The 24,052-nt window shown below is 74.8% G+C and carries 30 protein-coding genes, 1 pseudogene and 1 riboswitch; of the genes and pseudogenes, 14 read left to right on the top strand and 17 right to left on the bottom strand.

From position 1 onward, the window contains the following. Positions 1 to 58: 58 nt before the first annotated feature. From ACL02R_RS08840 to ACL02R_RS08850, 3 genes are read right to left on the bottom strand one after another with little or no spacing between them, the layout of a single operon-like run. Positions 59 to 934, bottom strand: coding sequence for a fructosamine kinase family protein (locus ACL02R_RS08840; RefSeq protein WP_412796314.1), 876 nt, complete (start codon positions 932 to 934; stop codon positions 59 to 61). Next, positions 931 to 1,473 carry a low molecular weight protein-tyrosine-phosphatase gene (locus ACL02R_RS08845; RefSeq protein WP_412796315.1) on the bottom strand — a complete coding sequence of 181 codons (543 nt, stop codon included), beginning with the start codon at positions 1,471 to 1,473 and terminating at the stop codon, positions 931 to 933. The genes ACL02R_RS08840 and ACL02R_RS08845 overlap by 4 nt, the downstream gene beginning before the upstream one ends. Positions 1,474 to 1,476: 3 nt before the next feature. Further along, a complete protein-coding gene (locus ACL02R_RS08850) occupies positions 1,477 to 1,857 on the bottom strand; it encodes a phage holin family protein (RefSeq protein ID WP_412796316.1) in 381 nt (126 codons plus the stop codon). A 48-nt stretch (positions 1,858 to 1,905) separates the two neighbouring features. Here ACL02R_RS08850 and ACL02R_RS08855 point away from each other — a divergent pair, with 48 nt between their 5' ends. Together ACL02R_RS08855 and ACL02R_RS08860 are read left to right on the top strand one after the other, a co-directional pair. Continuing rightward, complete coding sequence (locus ACL02R_RS08855; protein ID WP_412796317.1) at positions 1,906 to 2,223, top strand: cupin domain-containing protein; 318 nt, start codon at positions 1,906 to 1,908, stop codon at positions 2,221 to 2,223. Positions 2,224 to 2,381: 158 nt separating this feature from the next. Then, positions 2,382 to 2,597, top strand: coding sequence for a DUF5326 family protein (locus ACL02R_RS08860; RefSeq protein WP_412796318.1), 216 nt, complete (start codon positions 2,382 to 2,384; stop codon positions 2,595 to 2,597). Here the strand turns inward: ACL02R_RS08860 and ACL02R_RS08865 are convergent. Next, positions 2,560 to 3,891, bottom strand: coding sequence for a YibE/F family protein (locus ACL02R_RS08865; RefSeq protein ID WP_412796319.1), 1,332 nt, complete (start codon positions 3,889 to 3,891; stop codon positions 2,560 to 2,562). The genes ACL02R_RS08860 and ACL02R_RS08865 overlap by 38 nt on opposite strands. A gap of 74 nt (positions 3,892 to 3,965) precedes the next feature. Further along, a riboswitch (TPP riboswitch) is annotated at positions 3,966 to 4,077 on the top strand. Between ACL02R_RS08865 and thiC the strand changes: the two genes are divergently transcribed. From thiC to ACL02R_RS08885, 4 genes are all read left to right on the top strand, one after another. Further along, complete coding sequence (gene thiC / locus ACL02R_RS08870; protein WP_412796320.1) at positions 4,069 to 5,706, top strand: phosphomethylpyrimidine synthase ThiC; 1,638 nt, start codon at positions 4,069 to 4,071, stop codon at positions 5,704 to 5,706. Its footprint overlaps the riboswitch before it by 9 nt. A gap of 103 nt (positions 5,707 to 5,809) precedes the next feature. After that, complete coding sequence (locus tag ACL02R_RS08875; RefSeq protein WP_412796321.1) at positions 5,810 to 6,328, top strand: hypothetical protein; 519 nt, start codon at positions 5,810 to 5,812, stop codon at positions 6,326 to 6,328. A gap of 18 nt (positions 6,329 to 6,346) precedes the next feature. Continuing rightward, positions 6,347 to 6,883: an ArsR/SmtB family transcription factor gene (locus ACL02R_RS08880; RefSeq protein ID WP_412796322.1), complete on the top strand. Its 537-nt coding sequence runs from the start codon at positions 6,347 to 6,349 to the stop codon at positions 6,881 to 6,883. Between the two features lie 22 nt (positions 6,884 to 6,905). Next, entirely contained in the window at positions 6,906 to 7,721 is an 816-nt protein-coding gene (locus tag ACL02R_RS08885) for a M23 family metallopeptidase (protein ID WP_412796323.1), read from the top strand. On the opposite strand, the gene ACL02R_RS08890 is transcribed toward ACL02R_RS08885, so the two are convergent. Continuing rightward, complete coding sequence (locus ACL02R_RS08890) at positions 7,693 to 8,385, bottom strand: TetR/AcrR family transcriptional regulator (RefSeq protein ID WP_412796324.1); 693 nt, start codon at positions 8,383 to 8,385, stop codon at positions 7,693 to 7,695. The genes ACL02R_RS08885 and ACL02R_RS08890 overlap by 29 nt on opposite strands. Positions 8,386 to 8,441: 56 nt before the next feature. On the opposite strand from ACL02R_RS08890, the gene ACL02R_RS08895 reads away from it, so the two are divergent. Together ACL02R_RS08895 and ACL02R_RS08900 are read left to right on the top strand one after the other, a co-directional pair. After that, positions 8,442 to 9,881: an MFS transporter gene (locus ACL02R_RS08895; protein WP_412796325.1), complete on the top strand. Its 1,440-nt coding sequence runs from the start codon at positions 8,442 to 8,444 to the stop codon at positions 9,879 to 9,881. Next, positions 9,878 to 10,267: a cupin domain-containing protein gene (locus tag ACL02R_RS08900; RefSeq protein ID WP_412796326.1), complete on the top strand. Its 390-nt coding sequence runs from the start codon at positions 9,878 to 9,880 to the stop codon at positions 10,265 to 10,267. The genes ACL02R_RS08895 and ACL02R_RS08900 overlap by 4 nt, the downstream gene beginning before the upstream one ends. A gap of 53 nt (positions 10,268 to 10,320) precedes the next feature. Here the strand turns inward: ACL02R_RS08900 and ACL02R_RS08905 are convergent, their stop codons facing one another. Next, on the bottom strand, positions 10,321 to 11,067 hold the full coding sequence (locus ACL02R_RS08905; RefSeq protein ID WP_412796327.1) for an SDR family NAD(P)-dependent oxidoreductase: 747 nt from the start codon (positions 11,065 to 11,067) through the stop codon (positions 10,321 to 10,323). Positions 11,068 to 11,150: 83 nt separating this feature from the next. After that, positions 11,151 to 12,092: a prolyl aminopeptidase gene (gene pip, locus ACL02R_RS08910; protein ID WP_412796328.1), complete on the bottom strand. Its 942-nt coding sequence runs from the start codon at positions 12,090 to 12,092 to the stop codon at positions 11,151 to 11,153. 69 nt (positions 12,093 to 12,161) lie between these two features. Here pip and ACL02R_RS08915 point away from each other — a divergent pair, with 69 nt between their 5' ends. Next, positions 12,162 to 12,659: a MarR family winged helix-turn-helix transcriptional regulator gene (locus ACL02R_RS08915; RefSeq protein ID WP_412796329.1), complete on the top strand. Its 498-nt coding sequence runs from the start codon at positions 12,162 to 12,164 to the stop codon at positions 12,657 to 12,659. On the opposite strand, the gene ACL02R_RS08920 is transcribed toward ACL02R_RS08915, so the two are convergent. Then, positions 12,638 to 14,023 (bottom strand): carboxylesterase family protein, encoded by a 1,386-nt coding sequence (locus tag ACL02R_RS08920; RefSeq protein ID WP_412796330.1) that lies wholly within the window; start codon positions 14,021 to 14,023, stop codon positions 12,638 to 12,640. The two genes, ACL02R_RS08915 and ACL02R_RS08920, sit on opposite strands and share 22 nt — an antisense overlap. Positions 14,024 to 14,046: 23 nt before the next feature. On the opposite strand from ACL02R_RS08920, the gene ACL02R_RS08925 reads away from it, so the two are divergent. Then, positions 14,047 to 14,820, top strand: a complete 774-nt coding sequence (locus ACL02R_RS08925; RefSeq protein ID WP_412796331.1) for an SDR family NAD(P)-dependent oxidoreductase — start codon at positions 14,047 to 14,049, stop codon at positions 14,818 to 14,820. Positions 14,821 to 14,825: 5 nt separating this feature from the next. Here the strand turns inward: ACL02R_RS08925 and ACL02R_RS08930 are convergent, their stop codons facing one another. Continuing rightward, entirely contained in the window at positions 14,826 to 15,272 is a 447-nt protein-coding gene (locus tag ACL02R_RS08930; RefSeq protein ID WP_412796332.1) for a MarR family winged helix-turn-helix transcriptional regulator, read from the bottom strand. Between the two features lie 120 nt (positions 15,273 to 15,392). Between ACL02R_RS08930 and ACL02R_RS08935 the strand changes: the two genes are divergently transcribed. Then, a complete protein-coding gene (locus tag ACL02R_RS08935) occupies positions 15,393 to 15,812 on the top strand; it encodes a DUF6069 family protein (RefSeq protein WP_412796333.1) in 420 nt (139 codons plus the stop codon). Then, positions 15,809 to 16,243: a nitroreductase family deazaflavin-dependent oxidoreductase gene (locus ACL02R_RS08940; protein ID WP_412796334.1), complete on the top strand. Its 435-nt coding sequence runs from the start codon at positions 15,809 to 15,811 to the stop codon at positions 16,241 to 16,243. The genes ACL02R_RS08935 and ACL02R_RS08940 overlap by 4 nt, the downstream gene beginning before the upstream one ends. Positions 16,244 to 16,270: 27 nt before the next feature. On the opposite strand, the pseudogene ACL02R_RS08945 reads toward ACL02R_RS08940, so the two are convergent. After that, a pseudogene (locus tag ACL02R_RS08945) lies at positions 16,271 to 16,951 on the bottom strand (carbonic anhydrase); the annotation flags it as partial. 170 nt (positions 16,952 to 17,121) lie between these two features. Next, positions 17,122 to 17,283, bottom strand: coding sequence for a hypothetical protein (locus tag ACL02R_RS08950; protein ID WP_412796335.1), 162 nt, complete (start codon positions 17,281 to 17,283; stop codon positions 17,122 to 17,124). Between the two features lie 402 nt (positions 17,284 to 17,685). On the opposite strand from ACL02R_RS08950, the gene ACL02R_RS08955 reads away from it, so the two are divergent. Then, positions 17,686 to 18,165, top strand: a complete 480-nt coding sequence (locus tag ACL02R_RS08955; RefSeq protein WP_412796336.1) for a hypothetical protein — start codon at positions 17,686 to 17,688, stop codon at positions 18,163 to 18,165. Positions 18,166 to 18,177: 12 nt separating this feature from the next. Here the strand turns inward: ACL02R_RS08955 and ACL02R_RS08960 are convergent, their stop codons facing one another. The 4 genes from ACL02R_RS08960 to ACL02R_RS08975 form a co-directional block, all read right to left on the bottom strand. Then, positions 18,178 to 18,720 carry a sugar O-acetyltransferase gene (locus tag ACL02R_RS08960; RefSeq protein WP_412796417.1) on the bottom strand — a complete coding sequence of 181 codons (543 nt, stop codon included), beginning with the start codon at positions 18,718 to 18,720 and terminating at the stop codon, positions 18,178 to 18,180. Positions 18,721 to 18,828: 108 nt separating this feature from the next. After that, positions 18,829 to 19,182, bottom strand: a complete 354-nt coding sequence (locus ACL02R_RS08965) for a rhodanese-like domain-containing protein (protein WP_412796337.1) — start codon at positions 19,180 to 19,182, stop codon at positions 18,829 to 18,831. Between the two features lie 9 nt (positions 19,183 to 19,191). Beyond that, a complete protein-coding gene (locus tag ACL02R_RS08970) occupies positions 19,192 to 20,118 on the bottom strand; it encodes a hypothetical protein (protein ID WP_412796338.1) in 927 nt (308 codons plus the stop codon). 16 nt (positions 20,119 to 20,134) lie between these two features. Then, positions 20,135 to 20,512, bottom strand: coding sequence for a winged helix-turn-helix transcriptional regulator (locus ACL02R_RS08975; RefSeq protein ID WP_412796339.1), 378 nt, complete (start codon positions 20,510 to 20,512; stop codon positions 20,135 to 20,137). A gap of 120 nt (positions 20,513 to 20,632) precedes the next feature. On the opposite strand from ACL02R_RS08975, the gene ACL02R_RS08980 reads away from it, so the two are divergent. After that, complete coding sequence (locus ACL02R_RS08980; RefSeq protein ID WP_412796340.1) at positions 20,633 to 21,280, top strand: FMN-dependent NADH-azoreductase; 648 nt, start codon at positions 20,633 to 20,635, stop codon at positions 21,278 to 21,280. Positions 21,281 to 21,344: 64 nt separating this feature from the next. Here the strand turns inward: ACL02R_RS08980 and ACL02R_RS08985 are convergent, their stop codons facing one another. Both ACL02R_RS08985 and ACL02R_RS08990 read right to left on the bottom strand, forming a co-directional pair. Beyond that, on the bottom strand, positions 21,345 to 22,658 hold the full coding sequence (locus tag ACL02R_RS08985) for an NAD(P)-binding domain-containing protein (protein ID WP_412796341.1): 1,314 nt from the start codon (positions 22,656 to 22,658) through the stop codon (positions 21,345 to 21,347). A 7-nt stretch (positions 22,659 to 22,665) separates the two neighbouring features. Then, positions 22,666 to 23,976, bottom strand: coding sequence for an ATP-grasp domain-containing protein (locus ACL02R_RS08990; protein ID WP_412796342.1), 1,311 nt, complete (start codon positions 23,974 to 23,976; stop codon positions 22,666 to 22,668). Positions 23,977 to 24,052: the final 76 nt, after the last annotated feature.

The raw sequence follows: 24,052 nt of genomic DNA on the forward strand, positions 1-24,052 counted from the left end.
AGGGTAATGACCAGGGGAAAGGCGCCGTCCCGGCCGGGTCGGGCGGGGGCGGGCCGGGTCAGGCCGTGGCGAGCGCGGCGCGGGCCGCCGCTCCCGACTGCCGCCCGTACGGGCCGCCGAACAGCACGGCGTGCACGAGGAGATGCTGGAGCTGGTGCAGCGGCACGCGCGCGGCGCGGCCGGGGACCGGCCGGACCTCCTCGTAGGCGGCCAGCAGGGTGTCCAGGTGGGGGCAGCCGAAGAGGTCGAGGAGCGCGAGGTCCGTCTCCGGGTGGCCGCCCTGGGCGGCGGGGTCGATCAGCCGGGGGCGGCCGTCCGGCGACCACTGCACGTTGCCCGACCACAGGTCGCCGTGGATGACGGCGGGCGGCTGCGGGGGTCCGGCGGCCTCGCCGATCCGCGCGCAGAGCCGTTCGACATCACGGGCGTCGGCGGCGTCGATGCCACCCCCGTCCACCGCCTGTCGCAGAAGGGGCAGAAGGCGGTGTTTCACGTGAAACGTCGCCCATTCGCCCGGCGCGTCCCCGTTGAGCGGGACGCGGCCCAGATAGAGCGGGCCGTCGGCGCCGAACCGGTCGGCGGGCGTCGCGTGCAGGGCCGCCAGGTCGCGGCCGAGGCATTCCGCCTGCGCGCGGTCCGGGGCGGCGGGTTCCAGCCATTCCAGGACGATGATCCCCGGGTCGTCAGGCCCGCCGGTGGCCAGGACCTCCGGCACGGCCACCGCCCCCGTGGCGCGCAGCAGCGCGAGTCCCGCCGCCTCGGCGGCGAAGAAGTCAGGGGGCGCGTCGGCGAGGGTCTTGGCGAAGACGGCACGGCCGTCCGCCAGCTCCGCCCGGCAGGCGTCGGAGATGTCGCCGCCGGACAGGGGCCGGACGGCGGTCACCCCGGTGCCCAGCAGCCGTCCGACGCGCGGTCCGGGCGGAGCGGCGGTCACCGGTGTCCCGCGTCTGTCTCGACCAGCCAGGCGGCGAACCCCGGCATGGCCTCCTCCACGATGCGGAGCGAGTCGGCGAAGGCCGTGTCGTCGTCGTAATACGGATCGGGGACGTCCAGGTCGCCGCGGCGCGCGGCGCCGGGGCCGGTCCCGTCCGTTCCCGCGCCGGGCGCGAAGGTGCGCAGCAGCTTCACCTTCGCCCGCTCCTCCGGGGTCCCGGCGAGGGCCCGCAGGCTCCGCTCGTGGCCCCGGTCCATGGCGACGACCACGTCGTAGCGGGCGAACCAGTCGCGCGCGAAGGCCCGCGCGACATGGGCCTCGGCCGACGTGTCGTACCCCGCCGCGAGCAGCGCCGCCGTGGTGCGCGGATCGGCGTGCTCACCGGCGTGCCAGTCGCCGGTGCCCGCGCTGTCCACCACGAACCGACCGCCCTCGCCCGCCTCGTCGAGCCGTGCCCGCAGCACGACCTCGGCCATCGGCGAACGGCAGATGTTGCCCGAGCAGACCATGCAGACGCGACGGGGTGCCGCCTGGGTCATGGATCAGTCCTTGTCCCGGTCGAGGACCATGTTCACGGCCCACGACACGATCGAGATGATCAGGCCGCCGAGGAAGGCGGCGCCGAATCCGTCCACGTCGAACCGGTCGTCCCCGGCGATCCAGCTGGTCAGCAGCAGCATCAGGGCGTTGATCACGAAGGTGAACAGCCCGAGCGTCAGGATGAGCAGCGGAAGTGAGAACAACTTGACCACGGGCTTGACGACCACGTTGACCACACCGAAGATCAGCGCGACGACGAGCAGGGTGACGGTCTTGCCGCTGGTGTCGGAGTCGCCCTCGCCGAGGGTGATACCGCCCACCAGCCAGACCGCCACGGCCAGGGCGACCGCGTTGGCTATGAACCGGAACAGGATGCTTGTCATACGGAGATCGTTTCAGATGGCACGGGCGGCGCAAGGGGTGGCGGGGCGATGAAGGAATTCCGGCTGGATCAGCTGGAGGCCGAACGGATGGCGCACGACGGGGCGTACCTCCGCTTCCTCAACGAGCGCACGATGTCGGCGGGACTCTACGCGCTGGACGCCGGGCAGCAGGACGGACAGCGCCCCCAGCGCCAGGACGTCGTGAACTTCGTCCTCAGCGGCCGGGCCTCCCTCACGGTCGGCGGGGAGACCACGACCGTGGCGCGCGGCAGCGTGGTGTTCGTCCCGGCCGGGGTGCAGGCGCGGTTCCACCACATCACCGAGGACATCCGCGTGATGGTGGTCTTCTCGCCGCCCGAGGGCTGAGCGGCGCGCGTCCCGCGGTCTCAGGGTCACGTCAGGGGACGGTCAGGGGCAGACGGGGGCTTCCCGCCCTCCCGTCCGCCGGTGGGCGGACCTAAGCTCGGACACGTCGGAGCGCGCATGTACCGATACCGACGCTGTCGAACAGGAGCCCCGGAGAAATGAAGGAAGCGTTCAAGACCCTGCCATGGTGGGTACGGTGGATCGCCATCCCCGCCATCGCCCTGGTCGTATTCGGCGGCATTCTGGTCACGGTGCTCGCATGGGTCGTCGGGCTGCTGTTCCGTGTGCTGCTGTTCGCCGCGCTGGTGGCGCTGCTGATCTTCGTGGTCAGGAAGGTCACCTCCTCCTCTTCCTCCTCCGGTGGCGGCTGGTAGCCGTCCCGCCGCCGCCCGCCTGGGCGGGCAGCGGGGCCGGTGCGGGTGCCGGTGCCGACGACGGCCGGTCGGCGTTCACCACGAGCGCCGCCAGCAGCGTCGTCACCGGCACCGAGGCCACCAGGCCGATCGACCCGACCAGGGTCCGCACGATCTCCTCGGACACCAGCTCGCTGAACGCGACGCTGCTCACGCCCGACCGGGCGATCATGAACAGCAGCAGCAGCGGCAGAGCGGCGCCCGCGTACGCCAGCACCAGCGTGTTGACCACCGAGGCGATGTGGTCGCGGCCGATCCGCATGCCCGAGCGGTAGAGGGTGAGCCAGCCGGCCGACGGGTCGGCCTGCTTCAGCTCCCACACGACCGACGTCTGCGTGACGGTGACGTCGTCCAGCACGCCGAGCGAGCCGATCAGGATGCCCGCCAGCAGCAGGCCGCGCACCTCGATGCCCGGGTAGAGGCTGTGGACGAGGCCGGTCTGCTCGTCGGTGTTGCCGGTCAGGTGCGCCCAGCCGATGAACAGCGAGCCGAGCGCGCCGATGAGCAGCAGCGACACGAGCGTGCCGAGGACGGCGACGGAGGTACGCGCGTTCACCCCGTGGGTCAGGTAGAGGGTGGTCAGCATGATCACGCTGCCGCCGATCACCGCCACGACCAAGGGGTTCGAGCCGTGGAGGATCGCGGGCAGGATGAAGAGGGTCAGCACCGAGAAGCTCACGCCGAGCCCGACGAGCGCGAGCAGCCCGCGCAGCCGCCCGACCACGACGACGGCGAGCGCGAAGATCGCGGCGAGCAGCAGGATCGGCAGCTGCCGGTCCACGTCGCGGACGCTGTACTGGAGTTCCTCGGGCGCGTCGGGCGCGTAGGCGACGACGACCTCCTGGCCGACGTCGAACCGCTGCGTCGCGTCGGGGGGCACGACCTCGGTGAACGTGCGTCCGGCGTCCGGGCCGCTGGTGACCTCGACGGTGGCCCGTTCGCACGCGCCGGGGTTGCCCCGCGGCACCTGCACGCCCAGCTCCTCGCACGGGGTCTCGGTGACCTCGGTGACGCGCGCCTGCTCGGTCTGCTGGTCGAAGCCGACGCCCGTGTGCCCGTCCTGCTCCGGTGTCCCGCCGGGCCACAGCAGCACGAGCCCCGCGGCCATGACGGCGGCGAACGGGATCAGCACCGCCGCTATCACCTTGCGCAGCCGTGCCGAGACGGGCGCGGCGGGGCCGTGCTGGTGCCCGTGCGCGTGCCCGTGCGCCGGGGGGTGCGGGGGGCCCGGTGGTTGGTCGTCGAGTCGGCTCACGCTCCGATCATCGCGTAAGAATCACGGCGCCCTGTTCAGCACACCCCGGCGCGGGCTAGCGTGGGACCGCTGACCAAGCACATCGCGGGAGCTCCGGGCACGGGGCTGAGAGGGCGCTGGAGCCGCGCCGACCGCCGAACCTGTTACCGGGTAATGCCGGCGTAGGGAGTGGGTCGAATGACCTCGCACGACACACGCACGTCCGACGTGTCCGCCATCGGATCACACAAGGGATATCTCACCGGTTCGCGCCCCGATCTGCGGGTGCCGGTGCGCCGCGTGCACCTGACCGACGGGACCGACGTCACGCTGTACGACACCTCGGGTCCGTACACGGACCCGGAGGTCGAGACCGATGTCCGCCGCGGCCTGCCGCCGCTGCGCGGCGCGTGGATCGAGGAGCGGCGGGCCGACGGGACGCCCGCCGTCACACAGCTGGCGTACGCCAGGCGCGGGGAGATCACCCCCGAGATGGAGTACGTGGCGCTCAGGGAGAACCGTTCACCCGCCTTCGTGCGCGACGAGATCGCGGCGGGCCGGGCCGTCCTGCCGGTGAACGTGAACCACCCGGAGTCCGAGCCGATGATCATCGGGAAGAACTTCCTGGTGAAGGTGAACGCCAACATCGGCAACTCCGCCGTCACCTCGTCCGTGGACGAGGAGGTGGAGAAGATGACGTGGGCGACCCGCTGGGGCGCCGACACGATCATGGACCTGTCCACGGGCCGCGACATTCACCGGACACGCGAGTGGATTCTCCGCAACTCGCCCGTACCGGTGGGAACCGTGCCGATCTACCAGGCGTTGGAGAAGGTGAACGGCAGGGCGGAGGAGCTGACATGGGAGATCTACCGCGACACGGTGGTCGAGCAGGCCGAGCAGGGCGTGGACTACATGACGGTCCACGCGGGCGTTCTGCTGCGATACGTACCGCTGACCGCGCGGCGTAAGACGGGCATCGTCTCGCGCGGCGGCTCGATCATGGCGGCCTGGTGCCTGGCACACCACCAGGAGAGCTTCCTGTACACGCACTTCGAGGAGCTGTGCGAGATCCTGCGCGCGTACGACGTCACGTTCTCGCTGGGTGACGGGCTGCGGCCCGGGTCCATCGCGGACGCCAACGACGAGGCGCAGTTCGCCGAACTGCGCACGCTGGGCGAGCTGAACGCGATCGCGAAGGCGCACGACGTGCAGACCATGATCGAGGGCCCCGGGCACGTCCCGATGCACAAGATCAAGGAGAACATCGACCTCCAGCAGGAGATCTGCGACGAGGCGCCGTTCTACACGCTCGGGCCGCTCACGACGGACGTCGCGCCCGCGTACGACCACATCACGTCGGGCATCGGCGCGGCGATGATCGCGTGGTGGGGCACGGCGATGCTCTGCTACGTCACGCCGAAGGAGCACCTCGGCCTGCCGAACCGGGACGACGTGAAGACCGGCGTCATCACGTACAAGATCGCCGCGCACGCCGCCGACCTCGCCAAGGGGCATCCGGGCGCCCAGGCATGGGACGACGCCCTGTCCGACGCGCGCTTCGAGTTCCGCTGGGAGGACCAGTTCAACCTGGCGCTCGACCCGGACACCGCCCGCGCGTTCCACGACGAGACGCTCCCCGCCGAACCGGCGAAGACGGCGCACTTCTGCTCGATGTGCGGCCCGAAGTTCTGCTCGATGAAGATCTCGCAGGACATCAGGCGCGAACACGGCGGCACGCTGCGGGAGATGACGGAGGCGGAGGCCGGGATGGCCGAGAAGTCCGCCGAGTTCGCCCGCTCCGGCAACCGCGTCTACCTGCCGCTGACGGACTGAGCCCACCCCGCTCCACCCCGGTCCGGCGGTCGCTCCCGCCGGACCGGGCGGCGGTGTCATACTCCGGTCACTTTCGTTGACCCGACACCCACTTGGAGCCCGAATGGCAGCCCAGCCGATCGTCGCGACATTCACCAGCACACCACGCCTGGCGCTGCGTTCCTACCGCGCCTGCCACCGGGCGGCCCACGTGTTCAACAGGCTCGCCGCCGGTGCGCTCCTCGCGAGCGGACTGCTGACGGCGGCTGCGGGGGCCGCGGACGGCGCGGTGTACGTTCCCGGGCTGGTCATCGCCATGGCCGGACTGGTCATCTTCCTGCTCCAGCGGGCCCTGGTGCGCCGCCAGTTGGCCGACCACCTGGCGGGCCCGGCCGAGGTGACGGTGACCATGACCGACACCGAGTACCAGGTGCGGGGCCCCGGGGTGTCCAGGGCCAAGGCGTGGGGGACGTTCCGCCGGGTGAGGCGGGTCGGTGACTTCTGGATACTGCGCGTCAACCCGGCGGCGGCCATGGCGCTGCCCGCGTCGGCGCTGGACGAGCGGCAGACCGCCGCGTTCGTGTCCCTGATGGAGTCCAAAGGGCTGCTGCGCCCCGGGCGGCGCTTTACAAGAGCTACGTAATTACGTAATATCGCAACCATGGACCTGGACGAGCGCGTCGCCGCGCTGGAACGGCGTGTGGCGGAGCTGGAGCGGCGGGACGCGCCGTCCCCGCGGACGCCCGGGGACGGCGGGGCGGAGGGGACCCCGCCGTCCCGGGACCCCTTCTGGGCGCTGGAGGCGCTCAAGTCCCTGATGGCGGACGACCCCGGGACGCCCGACGGCGGCGTGCTGTTCACCGGCGCGGTCCGGCTGCCCACGGACGAGCACGTCGAGTGGCAGTGGGGCCGGACGACGGGCGACCTGCTGGCGGCCGAATGGACGGACACCGCCGACGTGTTCGCGGCGCTCGGGCACCCCGTGCGGCTGCGGCTGCTCCGCGAGATCCTCGCCGGGCGGCGGACCGTCGCCGAGCTGACCGCCCTGGAAGGGCTCGGCACCAGCGGCCAGATCTACCACCACCTGCGGCTGCTGACGACCGCCGGCTGGCTGCACGCGGCGGCCAGAGGACGGCACGAGGTGCCGCCGCAGCGGGTCGTGCCCCTGCTCGTGGTCCTCTCCGCCGCGCTGTCCTGAGCAAGGCAAGGAGCACTGAACGATGCACGCCCTGACCCGCATACTCGCCACGCTGGGGCAGGCGCTGTGGTGGGCGTTCATCGTCCTCGCGGTGGCCGACGCCTTCACCGACACCCCCGCCCTCGAACCGGTGACCTGGGCCGCGCTGGTCCTGGCCGTCCTGCTGCCACCCCTGGCACGGAAGCTGGTGCCCGGACCGGCCGCCGCACCGGAGCCCGTGGCGGTCGCCCCGCCGGTCACCGGCACCTGGTCCGCGCTGAACAGCCCGGCGGACAAGGTCCCCAGCCACGGCACCCGGGCGCTCGGGCAGGCGTACGCGATCGACATCGTCGCCGAGCGTGACGACCGGCCCCGCCCGTCGTTCGGCTGGTGGCCGCCGACGCGCCGGAACGCGGCCTTCCCCGCGTACGGCGAGCCGCTGTACGCGGTGGCGGACGCGACCGTCGTCCGCGCCGGGCACCGCCGCCGCGACCACCTCAGCCGCAACTCGTGGCCCGCCATGGCGTACCTGCTGGCCGAAGGCCTCTTCCGCACCCTCGGCGGCCCGTACTGGATCGTCGGCAACCACGTCCTGCTCGACCTCGGCGACGGCACCTACGCCCTGTACGCCCACCTGCGGCGCGGCTCCCTGGCCGTCCGGCCGGGCGAGCGCGTCCGCGCGGGGCAGTTCCTCGCGCGCTGCGGCAACTCGGGCAACTCCACCGAGCCCCACCTGCACTTCCAGCTGATGGACTCCGCCGACCTGCGCCTCGCGCGCGGCATCCCGTTCCGCTGGCACGGCATCGGCGTCCCGGCGGCGCGCGAACGCTTCACCGCCCCCGGGCCGGCCGCCCGCTGACCCCGCCGGCGAGCAGGCCGTCCACCAGGGCGGCGAGGCCGTCCGCGTAGGTGTCCTCGGCGGTCAGCGGCAGCCAGCGCTCCGCCACCGACGCGAGGCGGGGCAGCTCGCCCGGGTCGACGGCGGCGAAGGCGCGCTCCCGGTACGTGTCGCCCCCCGCCGCGCGCCGCCCGGCCGCCGCCGTCCGCACGACGATCTCCCCGGCCGTGTAGTACCAGATCGCGCGGTAGCCGCGTACGGCCTGCTCGGGCGACAGCCCGGCGGCGACCAGGCCGTCGATGATCTGCTCGACGAACCACAGCGCGGAGGCGGACATCAGGTCGTCGGCGGTCAGGACCTCGACGATCCAGGGGCAGGCGGCGAGCGCGCCGTGGATCGCGTCCGCGGCGGCGACCACGCGGTCGCGCGGCGCGGCGGGCATGTCGGGGCGGCGCAGCTCGCGGGCGGCGTAGTCGTCCAGCAGGAGGACGAGCAGTTCGTCCTTGTCGCGGACGTGGTGGTAGAGCGCCATGGGCGTGCTGCCGATCTCCTTGGCCAGCCGGCGCATGGTCAGCCGGTCCACGCCCTCCTCGTCGACGATCCGGCGTGCCGTCCCGACGACCTCGTCGCGGCTGATGCGCGGGGGGCGGCCGGGCGTTCTGCGGGGTTCGGACGGTGGCGGCATGTCCTCATGATCCCCCCGGCATCGACAGCGGCGGGCTCCCGGGCTATTTTTTATACATGTACAGAAACGCAAGGGGACGCCCCGGCGCGGTGCTGGCCGCCGCGGCCGTCGCCCAGTTCGTCTTCGCACTCGACATGTCGGTCGTCAACGTCGCCCTGCCCGCGATCCGCGCCACGCTCGGCTTCGGGCCGCTCGGCCTGTCGTGGGTCGTCCATGCCTACGCCCTCGCGTTCGGCGGCTTCCTGCTGCTCGGCGGCCGCGCCTGCGACCTGTACGGGAAGCGCCGCGTGTTCGTCGGCGGCCTGGCCGTCTTCGGCTTGTGCTCACTGGCGGGCGGCCTCGCGCAGGCGCCCTGGCAGCTGGTCGCGGCGCGCGCCGGGCAGGGCCTCGGGGCCGCCGCGGCCGCCCCCGCCGCGCTCGCGCTGCTGACCACGACCTTCCCCGAAGGGCCCCGGCGCGTCCGCGCGCTCGGGGTGTGGAGCGCCGTCAACGCGGCGGGCGGCGCGCTCGGCGTCCTGGCGGGCGGGCTGCTGACCGAGTACGCGGGCTGGCGGTGGGTCATGCTCGTCAACCTGCCCGTCGTCGCGGCGGCCCTCGCGCTGACCGCCGCCGGTGTGCCCGCCGACGCGCGGCACGGCGCGCGGGAGCGGATGGACGTGCTCGGCGCCGTCCTCGCGACCGGCGGAACGGGGCTGCTGGTGATCGGCGTCGTGCGCACCGACGCCGAGGGCTGGGGCTCGGCGGTCACGTGGGCGACGCTCGCCGCCGCGGCCGTACTGCTCGCCGCCTTCGTCCTCGCCGAGTCGCGGTCGTCCACGCCGCTGCTGCGCCTCGGGCTGCTGCGGAGCCGCTGGGTCGCGGGGGCCAACGTCCTCGTGTTCCTCGCCGCCGCCGGGCAGTTCACGGCGTTCTGGTTCGTGTCCCTCTACATGCAGCAGGTCCTCGGCATGGGCGCCGCGGCGACGGGCCTGGCGTTCCTGCCGTTCTCCGCGGCCATGGTCGCGGGCACCTTCGCCGCCATCCGCGTCACGTCCGTCCGCGGCCCGCGCGCGCCGCTCGTGCCCGGCGCCCTGCTGGCCGCCGCCGGCCTGCTGTGGTTCGCGGCCATCAGTCCGGACGGCGGCTTCCTGACGGACGTGCTCGGCCCGTCCGTCGTCACCGGCGCGGGCGCGGGGCTGGTCCTCGCGCCGGTCGCCGCCGCCGCGACCACCGGCGTCGCGGCCCGGGAGGCGGGCATGGCGTCCGGCCTGCTCAACAGCTCGCGCCAGCTGGGCGGCTGCGTCGGCCTGGCGGCGCTCGCCACCGTCGCCGCGCACCGCACCGGCGCGGCCACGGGACCCGGCGCGCTCAACGACGGCTACGCGCTCGGCCTCGCTGCCGCCGCCGCGCTGTTCGTGGTCGCGGCGGCCGTGGCGGTCGCCGTACTGCCCCGGCGCCACCGGGACGGCGGGACCGCCGCCCCTTCGGAGAAACGACTGGAAGGAATCCCCTCATGACCACACCGCCCTTCGACCTCTTCGCCTCGGCGCTGCGCTTCCAGCCCGACGGCGGCGTCCACGCCGCCGCGCGCCGGATGACGGGCGACGGCTCCGACGCCTGGCAGCTCGCCGCGTTCCGCGTGGAGACCGACGCCGATGTCCACGCCGACCACTGGGAGATGCACCCGGACGCGGACGAGGCGGTGTGCTGCCTGCGCGGCGGCGTACGCCTCCACTTCAGGGGAACGGGCGACGACGACGCCGGAGAGACGGTGCGGCTGCGCGCGGGGGAGGGCGTTGTCGTCGCCCGGGGCCGCTGGCACCGCATCGGACTGGACGAGCCGAGCGAGCTGATGTCGGTCACGCGCCGCGACGGCACGCGGCTGGAGAAGCGCGTCCCCTGAACCGCGTGTGGCCCGGCGGGAGAGACCGCCGGGCCATGCGGGGGGCGCGGGTGTCAGATGGTGAAGCCGCCGTCCGCGTGCAGCGTCGCGCCGGTGATGTACGCGGCCGAGGCGGACGCGACGAACGCCACCGTGCTCGCGACCTCGTCCGGCGTCCCGAACCGTCCCAGGGCCGTGAACCCGTTGATCGTCGCCGCGTTCGGCCCGTCCGCCGGGTTGAGGTCCGTGTCGGTCGCGCCGGGGCTGACAAGGTTGACGGTGATCCCCCGCGGCCCGAGGTCGCGGGCCAGGCCCTTGGTCATGCCGGTGAGCGCCGACTTGCTCAGCGCGTACAGCGTGAAGCCGGGGAAGACGGTGCGCTCGGCCACGTTGCTGCCGATGCTGATGATCCGCCCGCCCTCGGCCATGTGCCGCGCGGCGGCGCGTGAGGCGAGGTAGGGGGTGCGGATGTTCGCCGCGACCGTCGCCTCGAACGCGGCGGCGTCCAGGTCCGCCAGGTCGCCGACCGGGAAGGCGGCGGCGTTGTTCACCAGGATGTCGAGGCGGCCCGTGTGCTCGACCGCCGCCGCCACGGCGCGCTCGCCCGCGTCCGGGTCGGCGCTGTCCGCCTGGACGGCGTACGCGCGCCGCCCGAGCCGCTCGATCTCTCCCACGACAGCCTGCGCGCTGTCCTTGTCCCTGAGGTAGGTGACGACGACGTCCGCGCCGCTGTCCGCCAGGCGCAGCGCCACCGCCGCGCCGATGCCTCGTCCGCCACCGGTCACCAGGGCCGTACGGCCCGCGAATTCGTTCTCCTTCATGCGGACGATCCTGCTTGCGCGCGCCGCCCGGCACCGGCGACGGCCGGACATCGCGTTCCCGGCGCGATGTCTGTAAACCGCTGTCAACCCCGCTCGGCGAACTCCGCGAGGGCCGCGGAGACATACGCGCGGCTCTCCTCGTTCCCCAGGTGCCCCGCGCCCTCGGTGACGAGGAGCCGCGCGTCCGGCCACGCCTTCGCCAGCTCCCACGCCGTCCCCAGCGGCCCGCCCATGTCGAACCGCCCGTGCACCAGGACGCCGGGGATGCCCGCCAGCCGGTGCGCGTCCCGCAGCAGGGCGCCCTCCTCCAGCCACGCGCCGTGCGAGAAGTAGTGCGTGCAGATGCGGACGAGCGCGACGCGGTCGGCGGGCGGTCGGCCGCCGAACGGCGCCGGGCCGCCCGCCGCCGTCTCGCCGGACAGCACCGCGTCCTCCCACGCGCACCAGTCGGCCACCGCCCTGGCGCGCACCGCCTCGTCCGGGTCCTCCAGCAGCCGCGCGTACGCCCCCACCACGTCGCCGTCGCGCGGGGTGCCGGGCGCGCCCGCGAGGAAGCGGTCCCACGCCTCGGGGTAGAAGCGGCCGACGCCCCGGTAGAGCCAGTCGATCTCGGAGCGCCGGGTCGTCGTGACGCTGGCGATGACGATCTCGGAGACGCGCTCGGGGTGCTCCTCGGCGTACGCGAGGAGGAGCGTGGAGCCCCAGGAGCCGCCGTAGAGCAGCCAGCGGTCGATGCCGAGGTGGGCGCGGAGGCGTTCCATGTCGGCGATCAGGTGGGGCGTGGTGTTGTGCCGCATGTCGGTGGCGGGGTCGCTCGCGTGGGGGGTGCTGCGTCCCGAGCCGCGCTGGTCGAAGAGGACGACGCGGTAGCGGTCGAGGTCGAAGCGGCGGAGTCCGGCGGGGTTGTGGCCGGAGCCCGGACCGCCGTGGACGACGGCGGCGGGCTTGCCGGCCGGATTGCCGTGGACCTCCCAGTACATGTGGTTGCCGTCGCCCACGTCGAGCATGCCGCTGGTTCCGCCCATGTGTCCGCTCCTTCTGCCCGTGCCATATCGTGACAGCGCTTATATAACAGCACTGTTAGAATAGCGCGCATGACCGCCCCGCCCCCCGGCCCCGCCACGGGCCCGGCCCTCCTCGGCACCCGGCTGCGGCTCCTCCTCGACACGCTGGAGCGCGGCGTCGAGGGCGTCTACGCCGACCTCGGCCTGCCGGACTTCCGCCCGCGCTACGCCCCCGTCGTCCGCGCCCTCGCGGCGGCCGGCGACCTGCCGATCCGGGACGTGGCCCGCGCGACCGGCGTCACGCACTCGGCGGCCAGCCAGACCGTCGCGCAGATGGCGCGGGACGGCCTTGTCACCCTCGTACCGGGTGACGACGCGCGCCGGCGCATCGTCCGGCTGACCCCGCGCGCCGAGGCGCTGCTGCCCCGGCTCGGCGCCGAGTGGGACGCGACGGCCCGCGCCGCCGCCGAACTGGACGCCGAACTGCCCTACCCGCTCAGCCGCCTCGTCACCGATGCCCTCGCCGCGCTGGAGCGCCGCCCGATGCGCGAGCGCATCGGCGAGGTTCAGCGGGACGCGGGCGCGTAACCGAACGCCTCCCAGAGCGCCCGCGTGCGCTCCGGCGCGGGAACGGGCGGCCCCGGCGGCGGCCCGTCGGCGCGCCACTCGCGGACGGTGCCCGCGCCCCAGCCGGGGTCGCCGGTCGCGGCGAAGGCGGCCCAGGCCGCGGTGATCACCCCCGGCCCGCCCGGCGCGTTCCCGAAGGCGTACGGGACCTCCGCGCCGTGCCGGCCGCCCACGTAACGGGCGCGGTACGTCCGCCCGCCCGCCGCCTCGTGCGTGTCGGCGAGCCGCCGGGTGTACTCGCCGAAGAGCAGGTCGCCGTGCACGGCGAGGCAGACATCGGCGGCCGACGCGCCCGGCATCAACTCCCGGTACCCGTCGGTCAGTCCGTCCGGCAGCCCGGCCCAGCGGGCGAACGCGTCCAGCTCCGCGCCGTCCCGCACCCGCCGCCCCTGGCCGAACGCGTCCATCAGCCAGAACTCGTGCGACGCCGTGCACACCAGCAGGTCCACACCGGGGTCCACAGCCGTGAGCGGGTCACCGTCCAGCACCGGGCCGTGGACGACGGGGTTGTACGGGCGCAGGCCGCCCGCCGCCACGGTGTCGGCCGCCGCGACGAGCGCCGCGGAGCCGGCGGCCGCCGCGGGCCCCGCCGCCGCCTCGACGAGCCCGGCCACCCGGGCGGCCAGCCCGCGCGAGAACACCGGTCCGACGGCGCTGTGCGCGATCGCCCGGCCGAAGAGACCGCGCGCCAGGGTCATCAGACACACGACCGCGGTCGCACCCGCCGACTGCCCGGCCACGGTGACATTCCCCGGATCGCCGCCGAACGCCGCCGCGTTGTCACGCACCCAGCGCAGGGCGGCGGCCTGGTCGAGCAGGCCGCGGTTGGGCGGCGCGCCCGCCACGAGCCCGAACCCCTCGTGCCCCAGCCGGTAGTTGAGGGTGACGACCACCATGCCGCCGCCGCTCGCCGCGAGCGCCGCCCCGTCGAACTCCGGCTGCGCCGACGACCCGAACGCGTACGCGCCCCCGTGCAGCCACACCAGCACCGGCAGCCCGGCCGCGCCGGACGGGCGCGCGGCGGGGGCCCACACGTTCAGCGTCAGGGCCGCGCCGCCCGCCGGGCCCGCCGGGTCCCACACGGGCGCGCCCGGCAGCTCGGCCGACTGCGGCGCGACGGGCCCGAACTCCCGCCCGTCCCGCACCCCTTCCCAGGCGGGCGGCGCTCCCGGCGCGGCGAAGCGCCCCGCCGGGCCGTCCGGCAGCGACGCGTACGGTATGCCGCGCGCCGCCACCACGCCGGTGCCGTGACGGGCGGGCCGGGCGCGGACCGTGCCGGACGCCAGCCGGACGTCCCGCGCCCCGGCGCCCATGTCGTCCCCCATACGCGGCACCTTATGTTGACCCCATGACAACCTCTTCCGCCCCCTCGGCCGCACGCCTGCCGGGCACCGCCCTCGTCACCGGCGCGTCGCGCGGCCTCGGCGCCGTCATCGCGCGCCGCCTCGCCGCCGGGGGACACCCCGTCGCGGTCGCCTACCGCTCCGGCACCGAGGCGGCGCTGCGCGTCGTCACGGACATCCGCGCGGCGGGCGGCACCGCCGAGGCGTTCGCGGCGGACGTCACGGACGAGGCGGCCGTCACCGGCCTCGTCGCGGACGTCGCCGACCGCCTCGGCCCGGTCGGCGTCCTGGTCGCCAACGCCACGGGACCCCAGCCGCTCACCGAACCCGACGCCGTGACCTGGCAGGACCACCTCGACCAGCTCACGTTCTTCGTCAAGAGCCCGACGCTGCTGATGCAGGCGGTGCTGCCCGCCATGCGCGAGCACGGTGCCGGGCGGATCATCCAGATCGGTTCCGACGTGCTGGAGCGCGCCCTCCCCGAGATGTCGCCCTACGTCGCCGCCAAGGCCGCGCAGCACGCGCTGACCGAGATCTGGGCGCGCGCCCTCGGCCCGTACGGGATCACGGTCAACACGGTGGCGCCCGGCTGGATCCCGGTCGAGCGGCACGCGGACGCGACGCCGGAGGCCCTGGCCTCGTACGCCGCCGGGGTGCCGCTGCGCCGGATGGGGCGGCCGGAGGACATCGCGGCCACTGTCGCCTTCCTGGCGTCGCCCGCCGCCGGCTTCGTCACCGGCGAGCGCGTCAAGGTCAACGGGGGCCACACGCTGGGCTGACCGCCTCAGCCGCCGTCCCGGCTGTCACCTTCACCGTCAACCACACGCCCCAACAGATCGCGCAGCGCCAGCAGTTCGACCTCGGGCAGGTCGAACAGGCTACGGGCGAACGCGTGGTGGCGGCGGCCGAGCAGCGAACGCCGCCGCCGCCCCTCCGCGGTGAGCGCGACCAGCTTGACGCGCCGGTCCGCCGGGTCCGGCCTGCGCTCGACCAGCCCGCGCCGCTGGAGCCCGTCCACGATGCCGGTGACGTTCGACGCGTCGCAGGACAGCCACTCGGCGAGCAGCCGCATGGGCGCGGGCGCGTCGAGCCTGGCCAGGACGATCGCCTGCGCGGGGGGCAGTTCGAGCCCGGCGGCGGTCGCGGTGAAGTCCTGGCGCAGCCGCTCCGAGAGGTGCTGGACGAGCGCGGTCACCTCGTTCACCAGCGGGGCGCACTGCTCGGCGGTCATGCCCCGATCGTACGCCCGGCCTCCTTGCCTCCGGTAACTGTTGAGCTTCTCAAGCATCTGCGCCTACACTCGCCCGAATACTTGAGCTGCTCAATAATGGACAACCGCAAGGAGCCACCCATGCCCTCCCCCGCAAGGCCGCCCGGCCGGACCGCCACGCGCGGTCTCGCCGTCGCCGGAGCGGTCGCCGCAGCCGCCCTCGTCCAGCTCGTCGGCGACCCCGTGCTCGGCGTCGATCTCGTCTTCGCCCAGGGCGATCAGGAGCCCCGCGATCTGAACACGGCCGCGTTCGTCCTCTTCGCCGCCGTCGCCGCGCTCCTCGGCTGGGCACTGCTGGCGCTGCTGGAACGGTTCGCCCCGGCCAGGGCACGCACCCTGTGGACGGCCACCGCCGTCGTCGTCCTGCCGCTCTCGATGCTCCCCGTCCTGAACGTGGAGGCCACCGGCGGCGCCAAGGCCGTCCTTGCGCTCGCCCACGTGGCCGTCGCCGCCGTCCTCATACCGCCGCTGCGCCGCACCGCGAAGGAGACCCCCGCGTGAACCGGCCCGAGCCCGTCCACGACAGCGCGACCGACTGGGTGGCCGACCACATCAGGCGCTACCTCGCGACCGACGGCGCCGACGGCCACGACCACAGCGGCTGGCCGACGCTCCTCCTGACCACCAGGGGGCGCCGGTCGGGCGCGCTGCGCCGCACCGCGCTGATCTACGGGGAGGACGCGGGCCGCCACGTGCTCGTCGCCTCGAACGGGGGCGCCGGCCGGCACCCCGCGTGGTACCTCAACCTCGCCGCCGACCCCGACGTCACCGTCCAGGTCCGCGCCGACCGGTTCGCCGCCCGCGCCCGCACCGCGACGGCGGCGGAACGGCCCGCGCTGTGGGCCCTGATGACCGGGATCTTCCCCCTGTACGAGACGTACCGCGCGGGGACGGACCGCGAGATCCCCCTGGTGGTCCTCGAACGGCGCTGACCGCGCGCGCCGGGCCGCCCGCCGGTCCACGGCGTGCACGAGCTGCGTCGCCAGCTCGTGGCGCGCGCCGACGATCGCCAGGCCCCCGGACGCCACCTTCGCCGCCAGGTCGGGCTCGGCGGCCAGCCGGGACGTGACCAGGCCGACGTTCGCGCCGACCGTCGCGTCCACGCGCGCGGCGCCCGTCACCGAGTGGTCGACGGCGGGGGCGATCTGGTCGGCGAGGTACCGGATGTGGGCGGGCAGGTGGGTGCCGTGCTCGTCCGCCTCGACGGCCGCCGCGACCGCGCCGCACGACTGGTGCCCCAGGACGAGGACCAGCGGGCTGCCCAGTTCCAGCACGCCGTACGCGATGCTGCGGAGCACCGCCTCGTCCAGCACCTGGCCGGCCGAGCGGACCGTCATCAGGTCGCCGAGGCCCTGGTCGAAGACCGGCTCGGGCGGAACGCGCGAGCCGATACGGCCGAGGACGAGGGCGAACGGGTGCCGGCCGCCGACGGGTTCCTGCCGCGGGACGCGGCCCTCGTGCGGGTGGCGTGCGCGGAACGTGCGCCAGCGCCTGCTGCCCGCGGCGAGCTCGTCGAGCGCCTCGGCGGGGGTCGCCGGGCGGGGGCGGCTGTCCTGGCGGCCGGTGGCGGCGGCGGAGGGCGCGGTGGCGAGGGTGGCGCCGGCGGTGAGGGCGCTGCCGGCGAAGGCTGTACGGAGCAAGGTGCGGCGCGGGGCGGCACCAGGCCTGTGCGCACCTGTGGTCGATGTCGCGGCCGGAGACTAGCCGTGCATCATTGGCCAACGATTTGGGCTTGGCGATCCGCCGACCAACTCTCGACTCAACCGCCCCTCACGCAACAGGAGTTGACCTGCATGTCGGCTGCGCTTCGTCAACCACTGCCTTTCAGCTGGGCGTTGCTCGCGCTCTGGGCGTTCGCCTCGCGCACCTTCTCGCGCAGCCGCCGCAGCGTCGTGCTGTCCTGCTCGTCCCCGCGCGGCGGGGCGGGCGCGGCGGGGCCGCCGTCCTGACTGGTCGTGCCGGTCCGCTTCACTGTTCCTCCACCGGGGCAGTCGCCTGTGTCCGGCCCGGGGGCTGCCACGGTCGCCCGGCCACGCCTCGGGACCCACCCTCCCCAAGGTGGTGAACGGCGCGGGCGCGCGCGAGGCGCACGGCCCGGCGCGTCGGAGCGGGGCACCGCACGGCGCCGCGCGCCCGGGGCGGCGCGCGGCGCCCGTACGGCCGGGGCGGCGGGGGTTGCATCCGGCATGTGCCGTGCGCCCACGCCGCGCACCTGCGCGGTACGCGGCGGTCGGCGCGCACGGGGGCGCGCACGGTTCCGCGTGCCACCGTCCGCCGGGTCCGCGCCCCGGCCCGTAGGGCACGAGCCCCCCGTGAGATCATCCGACAGATGCGCCGATACCACGAACTCCGTTACGCCACAGTGACCTTGGCCATGACCGCAGTACTCACCACCGCCGCCTGCGACGCCGGCGGCCAGGACACGGCGACCGACACCAGCGGCTGGGACACCGAGCGCAAGGACAGCGCGGACACCGACCCCCGGCAGCCCACCGTCCTCGCACACGTCGAGGCCGAGGAACACGACGGGCACGACACCCTCACGTTCACCTTCGAGGAGGGCGCGCCCCACTGGATCGTCACCTACGACGAACCGCTGTACCCGCACGGCGGCGAGGACCCGGAGCCCCTCGACCTGCCCGGCGCGTACGACCTGCGCGTCGTCCTCGTCGGCACCACGGCGGACGCCGACACCCGCCTCGACGGGACGACCGGGACCGTCCGCGGCCTGGCGCACGCCGGCCACTTCGAGGGCGAGACCCACTTCGGCGTCGGCGTCGAGGGCGACGAGCGGCCCGCCTTCGAGGTGGTCACCGGGGACGACACCCTCACCGTCCGGATCGCGCGCGCCTGACCGCCGCGCCCCTCACGCGTCCGGGGTGACGGCGCGCAGCACCCGCGCCGGATTGCCCACCGCCACCACGTTCGGCGGCAGGTCCCTGGTCACCACCGCCCCGGCGCCCACCACCGTGTTCTCACCGATCGTCACCCCCGGACAGACGATCACACCGCCGCCGAGCCAGACGTTGTCGCCGATCGTGATCGGCTCCGCCGCCTCCCACTTGGCGCGCCGCGCCTCCGGCTCGACCGGGTGCGTCGGCGTGAGGAGCTGGACGTTCGGGCCGATCTGGCAGTCCGCGCCGATGCGGATGGGCGCGACGTCGAGCAGGACGGCGCCGGTGTTGACGAAGGTGCGCGGCCCGATGGTGATGTACGAGCCGTAGTCCACCCGCAAGGGCGGGCGCACGTACGTGTCCTCGCCGAGGTCGCCGATCAGCTCGGCCAGGACGCGGATGCGGTCCGGGTCGTCGGCGCGCGAGGCGTTGAACCGCTCGGTGAGGCGCTCGGCGCGCGCGGCGTCGGCGGTCAGCTCGGGGTCGTCGGCGATGTACGGCTCGCCGGCGAGCATGCGGTCCTTCTGGCTGCGGGGGGCGTTCTCACTGGTCACGCGGTTGTTCTACCACCGCCCCCGGGGCGGCACCGCGACGGCGGCGGCCCCGGGGGCGGTGGCGGGGGGTCACAGGACGTACGGCTCGTCGCCGTCGCCGTCGCCGGTCAGCGGGCGCCCGGCGGCCTGCCAGGCGTGCATGCCGCCATCCACGTTGACGGCGTTGACACCGCGTTGCAGCAGGTACTGCGCGACCTGGGCGGACCGGCCGCCGACCTTGCAGACGACGTAGACCTCGCCGTCACCCGCGGCCTCGCCCAGGGCGGCGATCTCGTCGAACCGTTCGAGCACCTGACTCATCGGAACGTGCACCGCGCCCTCCGCGTGCCCGGCGGCCCACTCGTCGGACTCGCGGACGTCGAGCAGCGGCGCGCCGTCCGGCACGGCGGCGGCGGGCACGGAGGGAAGGGAAGCGAAGCTCATGCGCCGACCCTAACCGTTCTCCGCGTCCCCGACCGGCCCGGCGGCGCCCCCGTTCCCACCGTCTCCGGCACCCCCGGCGAGCTCGCGCGCCAGCTCCGTCTCGCGCTCGCCGATCTGCCGGCGCAGTCCCTCGGCCACCTCCGCGAGCATGCCGTCCGGGTCGTCGCCCGCCATGCGCAGCATCGAGCCCACCGCGCTGTCCTCCAGCGCCGCCACCGCCTCGGCGAGCAGGTCCTTGCGCTCGGACAGCCAGTCCAGCCTGGCGTACAGCTCCTCGTACGGCAGCCCGCCCGGCTCCGGCTCGGGGCCGCGGTCCCACTCGGCGGCGAGTTCGGCGAGGGCGCCCTCGTCACCCCGCGCGTAGGCCAGGTTGACGCGGGAGACGAAGACGTCGCGCCGGTGCCGCTCCTTCTCGTCGGTCGCGAGGTCGGGGTGGCAGCGGCGCACCAGGTCGCGGTAGAGGCGGCGGGCCTCCTCGCTCGGGCGGACGCGCGGCGGGCGCTGGACGGGCTGCCGGGTGAGCATCGCGTAGCCCTCGGAGCTGTAGCCCTCGCTGTCGAGCCAGCCGTGGAACAGCTCGGAGACCTGCGGCATGGGGGCGAGGGCGGCGCGCGCCTCGCGGGCGCGGCGCTGGTCCTCCGGGTCGCCGGTGCGGGCGGCGACGGCCTCCGCGATCGCTGCGTCCAGCTCCTCGACGCGTGCGTAGAGGGGGCCGAGGCGCTCCTCGTGGAGGCGGGAGAAGTTCTCGACCTCGATGCGGAAGGTCTCGACGGCGATCTCGAACTCGATCAGCGCCGTCTCCGCCGCCCTGACCGCGCGCGCCAGGCGCTCGTCGCCGTCGTCGTGGGGTGCCGGGTCGGAAGTGGGGTCGGGGGCCGCGGTCCCGGGGGCGGCCGTGGGGTCCTGCGCGTCGTTCGGGGCGTCGCTCGCTGCCATTGGGACAGCCTAAGGGTCAGCCGCGCAGCTGTTCCGGGCACCGGCCGGCGCCCTCGGCGAGGTTGCTCTCGGCCCAGCGGCTCAGCTCGACGAGCGCGGGCCGCAGGTCGTAACCCGCTTGCGTCAGCTCGTACTTGACGCGGACGGGCGGGCCGTCGACGACATGCCGGGTCAGCAGTCCGAGTGACGCCAGCTCGGAGAGGCGGTCGGAGAGCATGCGCTCGCTGATGCCGGGGACCGCGCGGCGCAGCTCGCCGAAGTGGCCGGGGCCCGACATGAGGGCGGCGACGACGAGTCCGGTCCAGCGCTTGCCGAGCAGTTCGAAGACGCGGTTGATGGCGGAGTCGGGCTCGCTACAGATGCCCGGGTCCTGATTGTCCTGTGCGTCCGCCATGTGAGCAGCCTAACGAAGGTTCTTCCGATCGTACGTACTGCGGAAAAGTAAGTAGATGTGTTATCAATAGCTGAGTACGACATTACAGCACTCCGCATCCCGCTCCCCCGGAGGAAAACCATGGCCACGCTCCTGCACATCGACTCCTCGCTGAACGGCGACGCGTCCGTCTCCCGGGCCGTCACCCGCAGCTTCCGCGAGGCATGGGAGGAGCAGCACCCGGAGGGCACGGTCGTCTACCGCGACCTCGCCACCGACCCGGTGCCCCACCTGACCGGCGTCGTCTACCACACGGCCACGATCCCGGCCGCCGAGCGGACCCCCGAGCAGACGGCGGCCACCGCGCTGAGCGAGTCTCTGCTCACCGAGCTGGAGTCGGCGGACGCGGTGCTCCTCGGCGCCCCGCTGTACAACTACTCGGTCCCCTCCACGCTCAAGGCGTGGCTCGACCACGTGGTCGTCGTCGGCCGCACGGCGGGGGAGACCTCGACCATCGCGGGCAAGCCGGTCACCGTCGTGACGAGCCGGGGCGGCTCGTACGCCGAGGGCACCCCGATGGCGGGCAACGACTTCGCGCACCCGTACCTCGCGTGGCTCCTCGAAGGCGCGCTCCGCCTCGACGTGGACTTCATCGTCCCCGAGCTGACCCTGGCCCACGTCGTACCGGCGATGGAGCCGCTGCGCGACAAGGCCAAGGCGTCGGCCGACCTGGCGCACGAGACCGCCCGCACGCGGGCCAAGGAGCTGGCGGCCCGGCTGGCCGCCTGAGCGACCACCGCGCACGCCCCCGCGTACGGCCGCCGGAACGCGCCTCCGGCGGCCGTACGCGCCCTCACGCCCCGGTCCCCGCGCCCTCCCCGCGCGCCGCGGCGGACCGGACGCCACCCGCCTCCCGCGTACGCGCCACCGCGGGTCGCGGCACGCGCGCAGGGCGTGCCCCCGTCCCCGCATCCATCCGCCGCCGCACCCCCGCCACCAGCCGGGACGCGGTGTACGCCGCCCCGTGCACGAAGCGCATCGACGGGCCGAAGACCGGCGCCGTCAGCAGCCCGGCGAAGAAGAGCCCGGGGCGCGACGACTCGAACCCGGCGTCCAGCTCGGGCGCCCACGTCCCCCGGACCGTACGCAGCTCCTCCCGCAGCCCGGCGTCCAGCACCCGCAGCCGCCGCAGGTCAGGATCGAAGCCGGTCGCCGCGATCACATGATCCGCCTCGACCGACTCCCGCACCCCGGGGCCCGTCGCCGCCGCCAGATCCAGCCGCACCCCCGCGTCGGAACCCACCGCGCGGACCACCCGCAGCCCCAGCCGCACCGGTACGACACCCTCCACCCGCTCCCGCAGCCACCACGCCCCCGCGGGCCCCAGCGCCGTCTCCGCGATCCGCGCGCGCGCCCCGGCGGGCAGCAGCCGCACCGCGCCCGGCATGTTCGACCACGCCCAGCTCGACCAGCCGATGCCAAGACCGCTGTGCGGCGCGCGCAGCTTCGCGAGGGCGCCGCGCCCCAGCGGGACCGGCACGGTGTTCCACCGCACCTCGCCCGCCCGCGCCAGCACGACGGGGCGCGCCCCGCCCTCCGCCAGCAGCGCCGCCGTCTCCAGCGCCGCCTGCCCCGCGCCGAGCACCACGACGTCCCGGTCGCGGAAACGGGCCAGGTCGCGGTGGTCGCTGCTGTGCGAGGCCAGGCCGACCGGCAGCTCCCGCAGGGCGCCCGGCAGGTGGACGAACGGCATGACGCCGATGGCCAGCGCGACGTTCCGCGTCCGCACCGCCTCCCCGTCCGCCGTCTCGACCGTGAACCCCCGGCCGTCCGGCACCACCGCCGTGACCGTCCGCTCCTCCACGGGAACGGGCAGCCGCTCGGCGAACCACAGCCCGTACCGCGTGAACGCCCCGATCGGCAGCGGCGTCCCATGCTCGGCCGGCAGCCCGTTCGCCGCCGCCCAGGCGCCCAGGGTGACCCCGGCGCCCGGCGAGGAGAGGTCGGAGGCCCAGGGCTCGGACTTCAGGTACATGCCGTCCGGCATGTGGTCGCGCCAGGACGCCATCGGACGGCCGAGGACGCGCACGTCGAGTCCGGCGGCGGCGGCATGGGCGGCGATGGAGAGCCCGTAGGGCCCGGCACCCACCACAACGAGGTCATGCATCTCGGACTCATCTCTCCTTGGTGTTGCCGACTGGTTCGCGGCTGTTCGCCGACGCGTGGGCGGGAGCGCGGACGGTCGCGCGTACGGGCGTCCCCGCCGTCCGTGGCGTCTCCCCCGCCGTGGACGCGCGGCGCGCCAGGCGGCGCGCCCAGGCGGCGGCGACGGCCGCGAACGGCGCCGGGTCGTCCGCCGCGAACCACGCCCACTCCACCTCGCCCCGCCCCGGCCGCAGCGGGCGCGGCACGGCGAGCGACGGCAGCGACGGGAGCCCGTAGCTCTCGACGACGAACGTCCGCCGCCCGCCCGCGGGCCGCGCGGGCGCGGGCGGCACCGGCCGCCGCCCCGTCAGCTCCAGGTGCAGGGCCCGCACGACGTCCAGCCCCGACCGGTCCTCGAACAGCCGGAACTGCGCGCCGAGCCGCGGGTTGAAGTCGAGCAGGTGGTACGCGCCGGTCTCCGGGTCGCGGCGGAAGTCCAGGTCGAGCACGCCGCGGAAGCCGAGGCGCGCGGCCAGCCGCAGCGCCGCGTCCGCGACCGCGCCGTTGGGCACCCAGCGGCCGACGGCGGTCAGCCCGGCGCGGCGCGGCCAGGAGCGGTCCTTGCGGCCCGTTCCGCTCATCAGGCAGGTGCCGTCCGCCGCGAAGCAGCCGTGGAAGAACCAGTCGGCGCCGGGGCCGCCGGGCAGCATGCGCTGGAGGAGGAGGCGGCTCCCGGCGTGCGGCGACCGCTCGTACAGCCGCCGCGCCTCGGCGGCCGAGGTGACGACGGTGGTGCTGCGCAGCCCCGAGCCCGGCGGCAGCAGCCAGGGACGGCTCCACTTGGCGACGACGGGCAGGCCGAGCGCCGTGACGGCGGCGACGGCGGCGGCCGGGCTCTCGGGGACGACGGTGCGCGGGTGCGGGACGCCGAGGCGCGCGCAGAGGGCGGCGAGCCTGACCTTGTCCGCGGCCTGCTCGACCACGGCGGGCGGCACGTCCGGCAGCAGGAACGATGCGCGCAGCTCCGGCGCGAGGCGGGCGACGGTGAGGGCGCCGATGTCGTCGAGGGGGACGAGGACGGCGGGGCGGCCGATGCGGGCGGCGGCGGCGCGCAGGGCGCGGGCCACGTCGCCGGGGGCCGTGGGGTCGCCGGTGAAACGGTGGGCGGCCGCGAGGTGGCGGGAACGGGCCAGCGGCGCGCCGCCAGGCTCGACGAACGCGTGGACCTCGACCCCCGCCCTGCCCAGGGACCTGACCGCGCCGAGCGCCCCGTGGTGGAACGGGTTGTGGTCGAGGCGCAGGAGCAGCGCGGGGACCCGGGCGTCGAGGGGCGGCGGCATGGGGCTGATCTTTCAACGCGGCGCGGGCCCGTGGGCCGTGAGTGCGGACGAGTCCGCGATCGGCGCGGCGGAAAGC

The organism is Streptomyces sp. MS19 (assembly GCF_047200595.1).
Classification (GTDB): Bacteria; Actinomycetota; Actinomycetes; order Streptomycetales; family Streptomycetaceae; genus Streptomyces.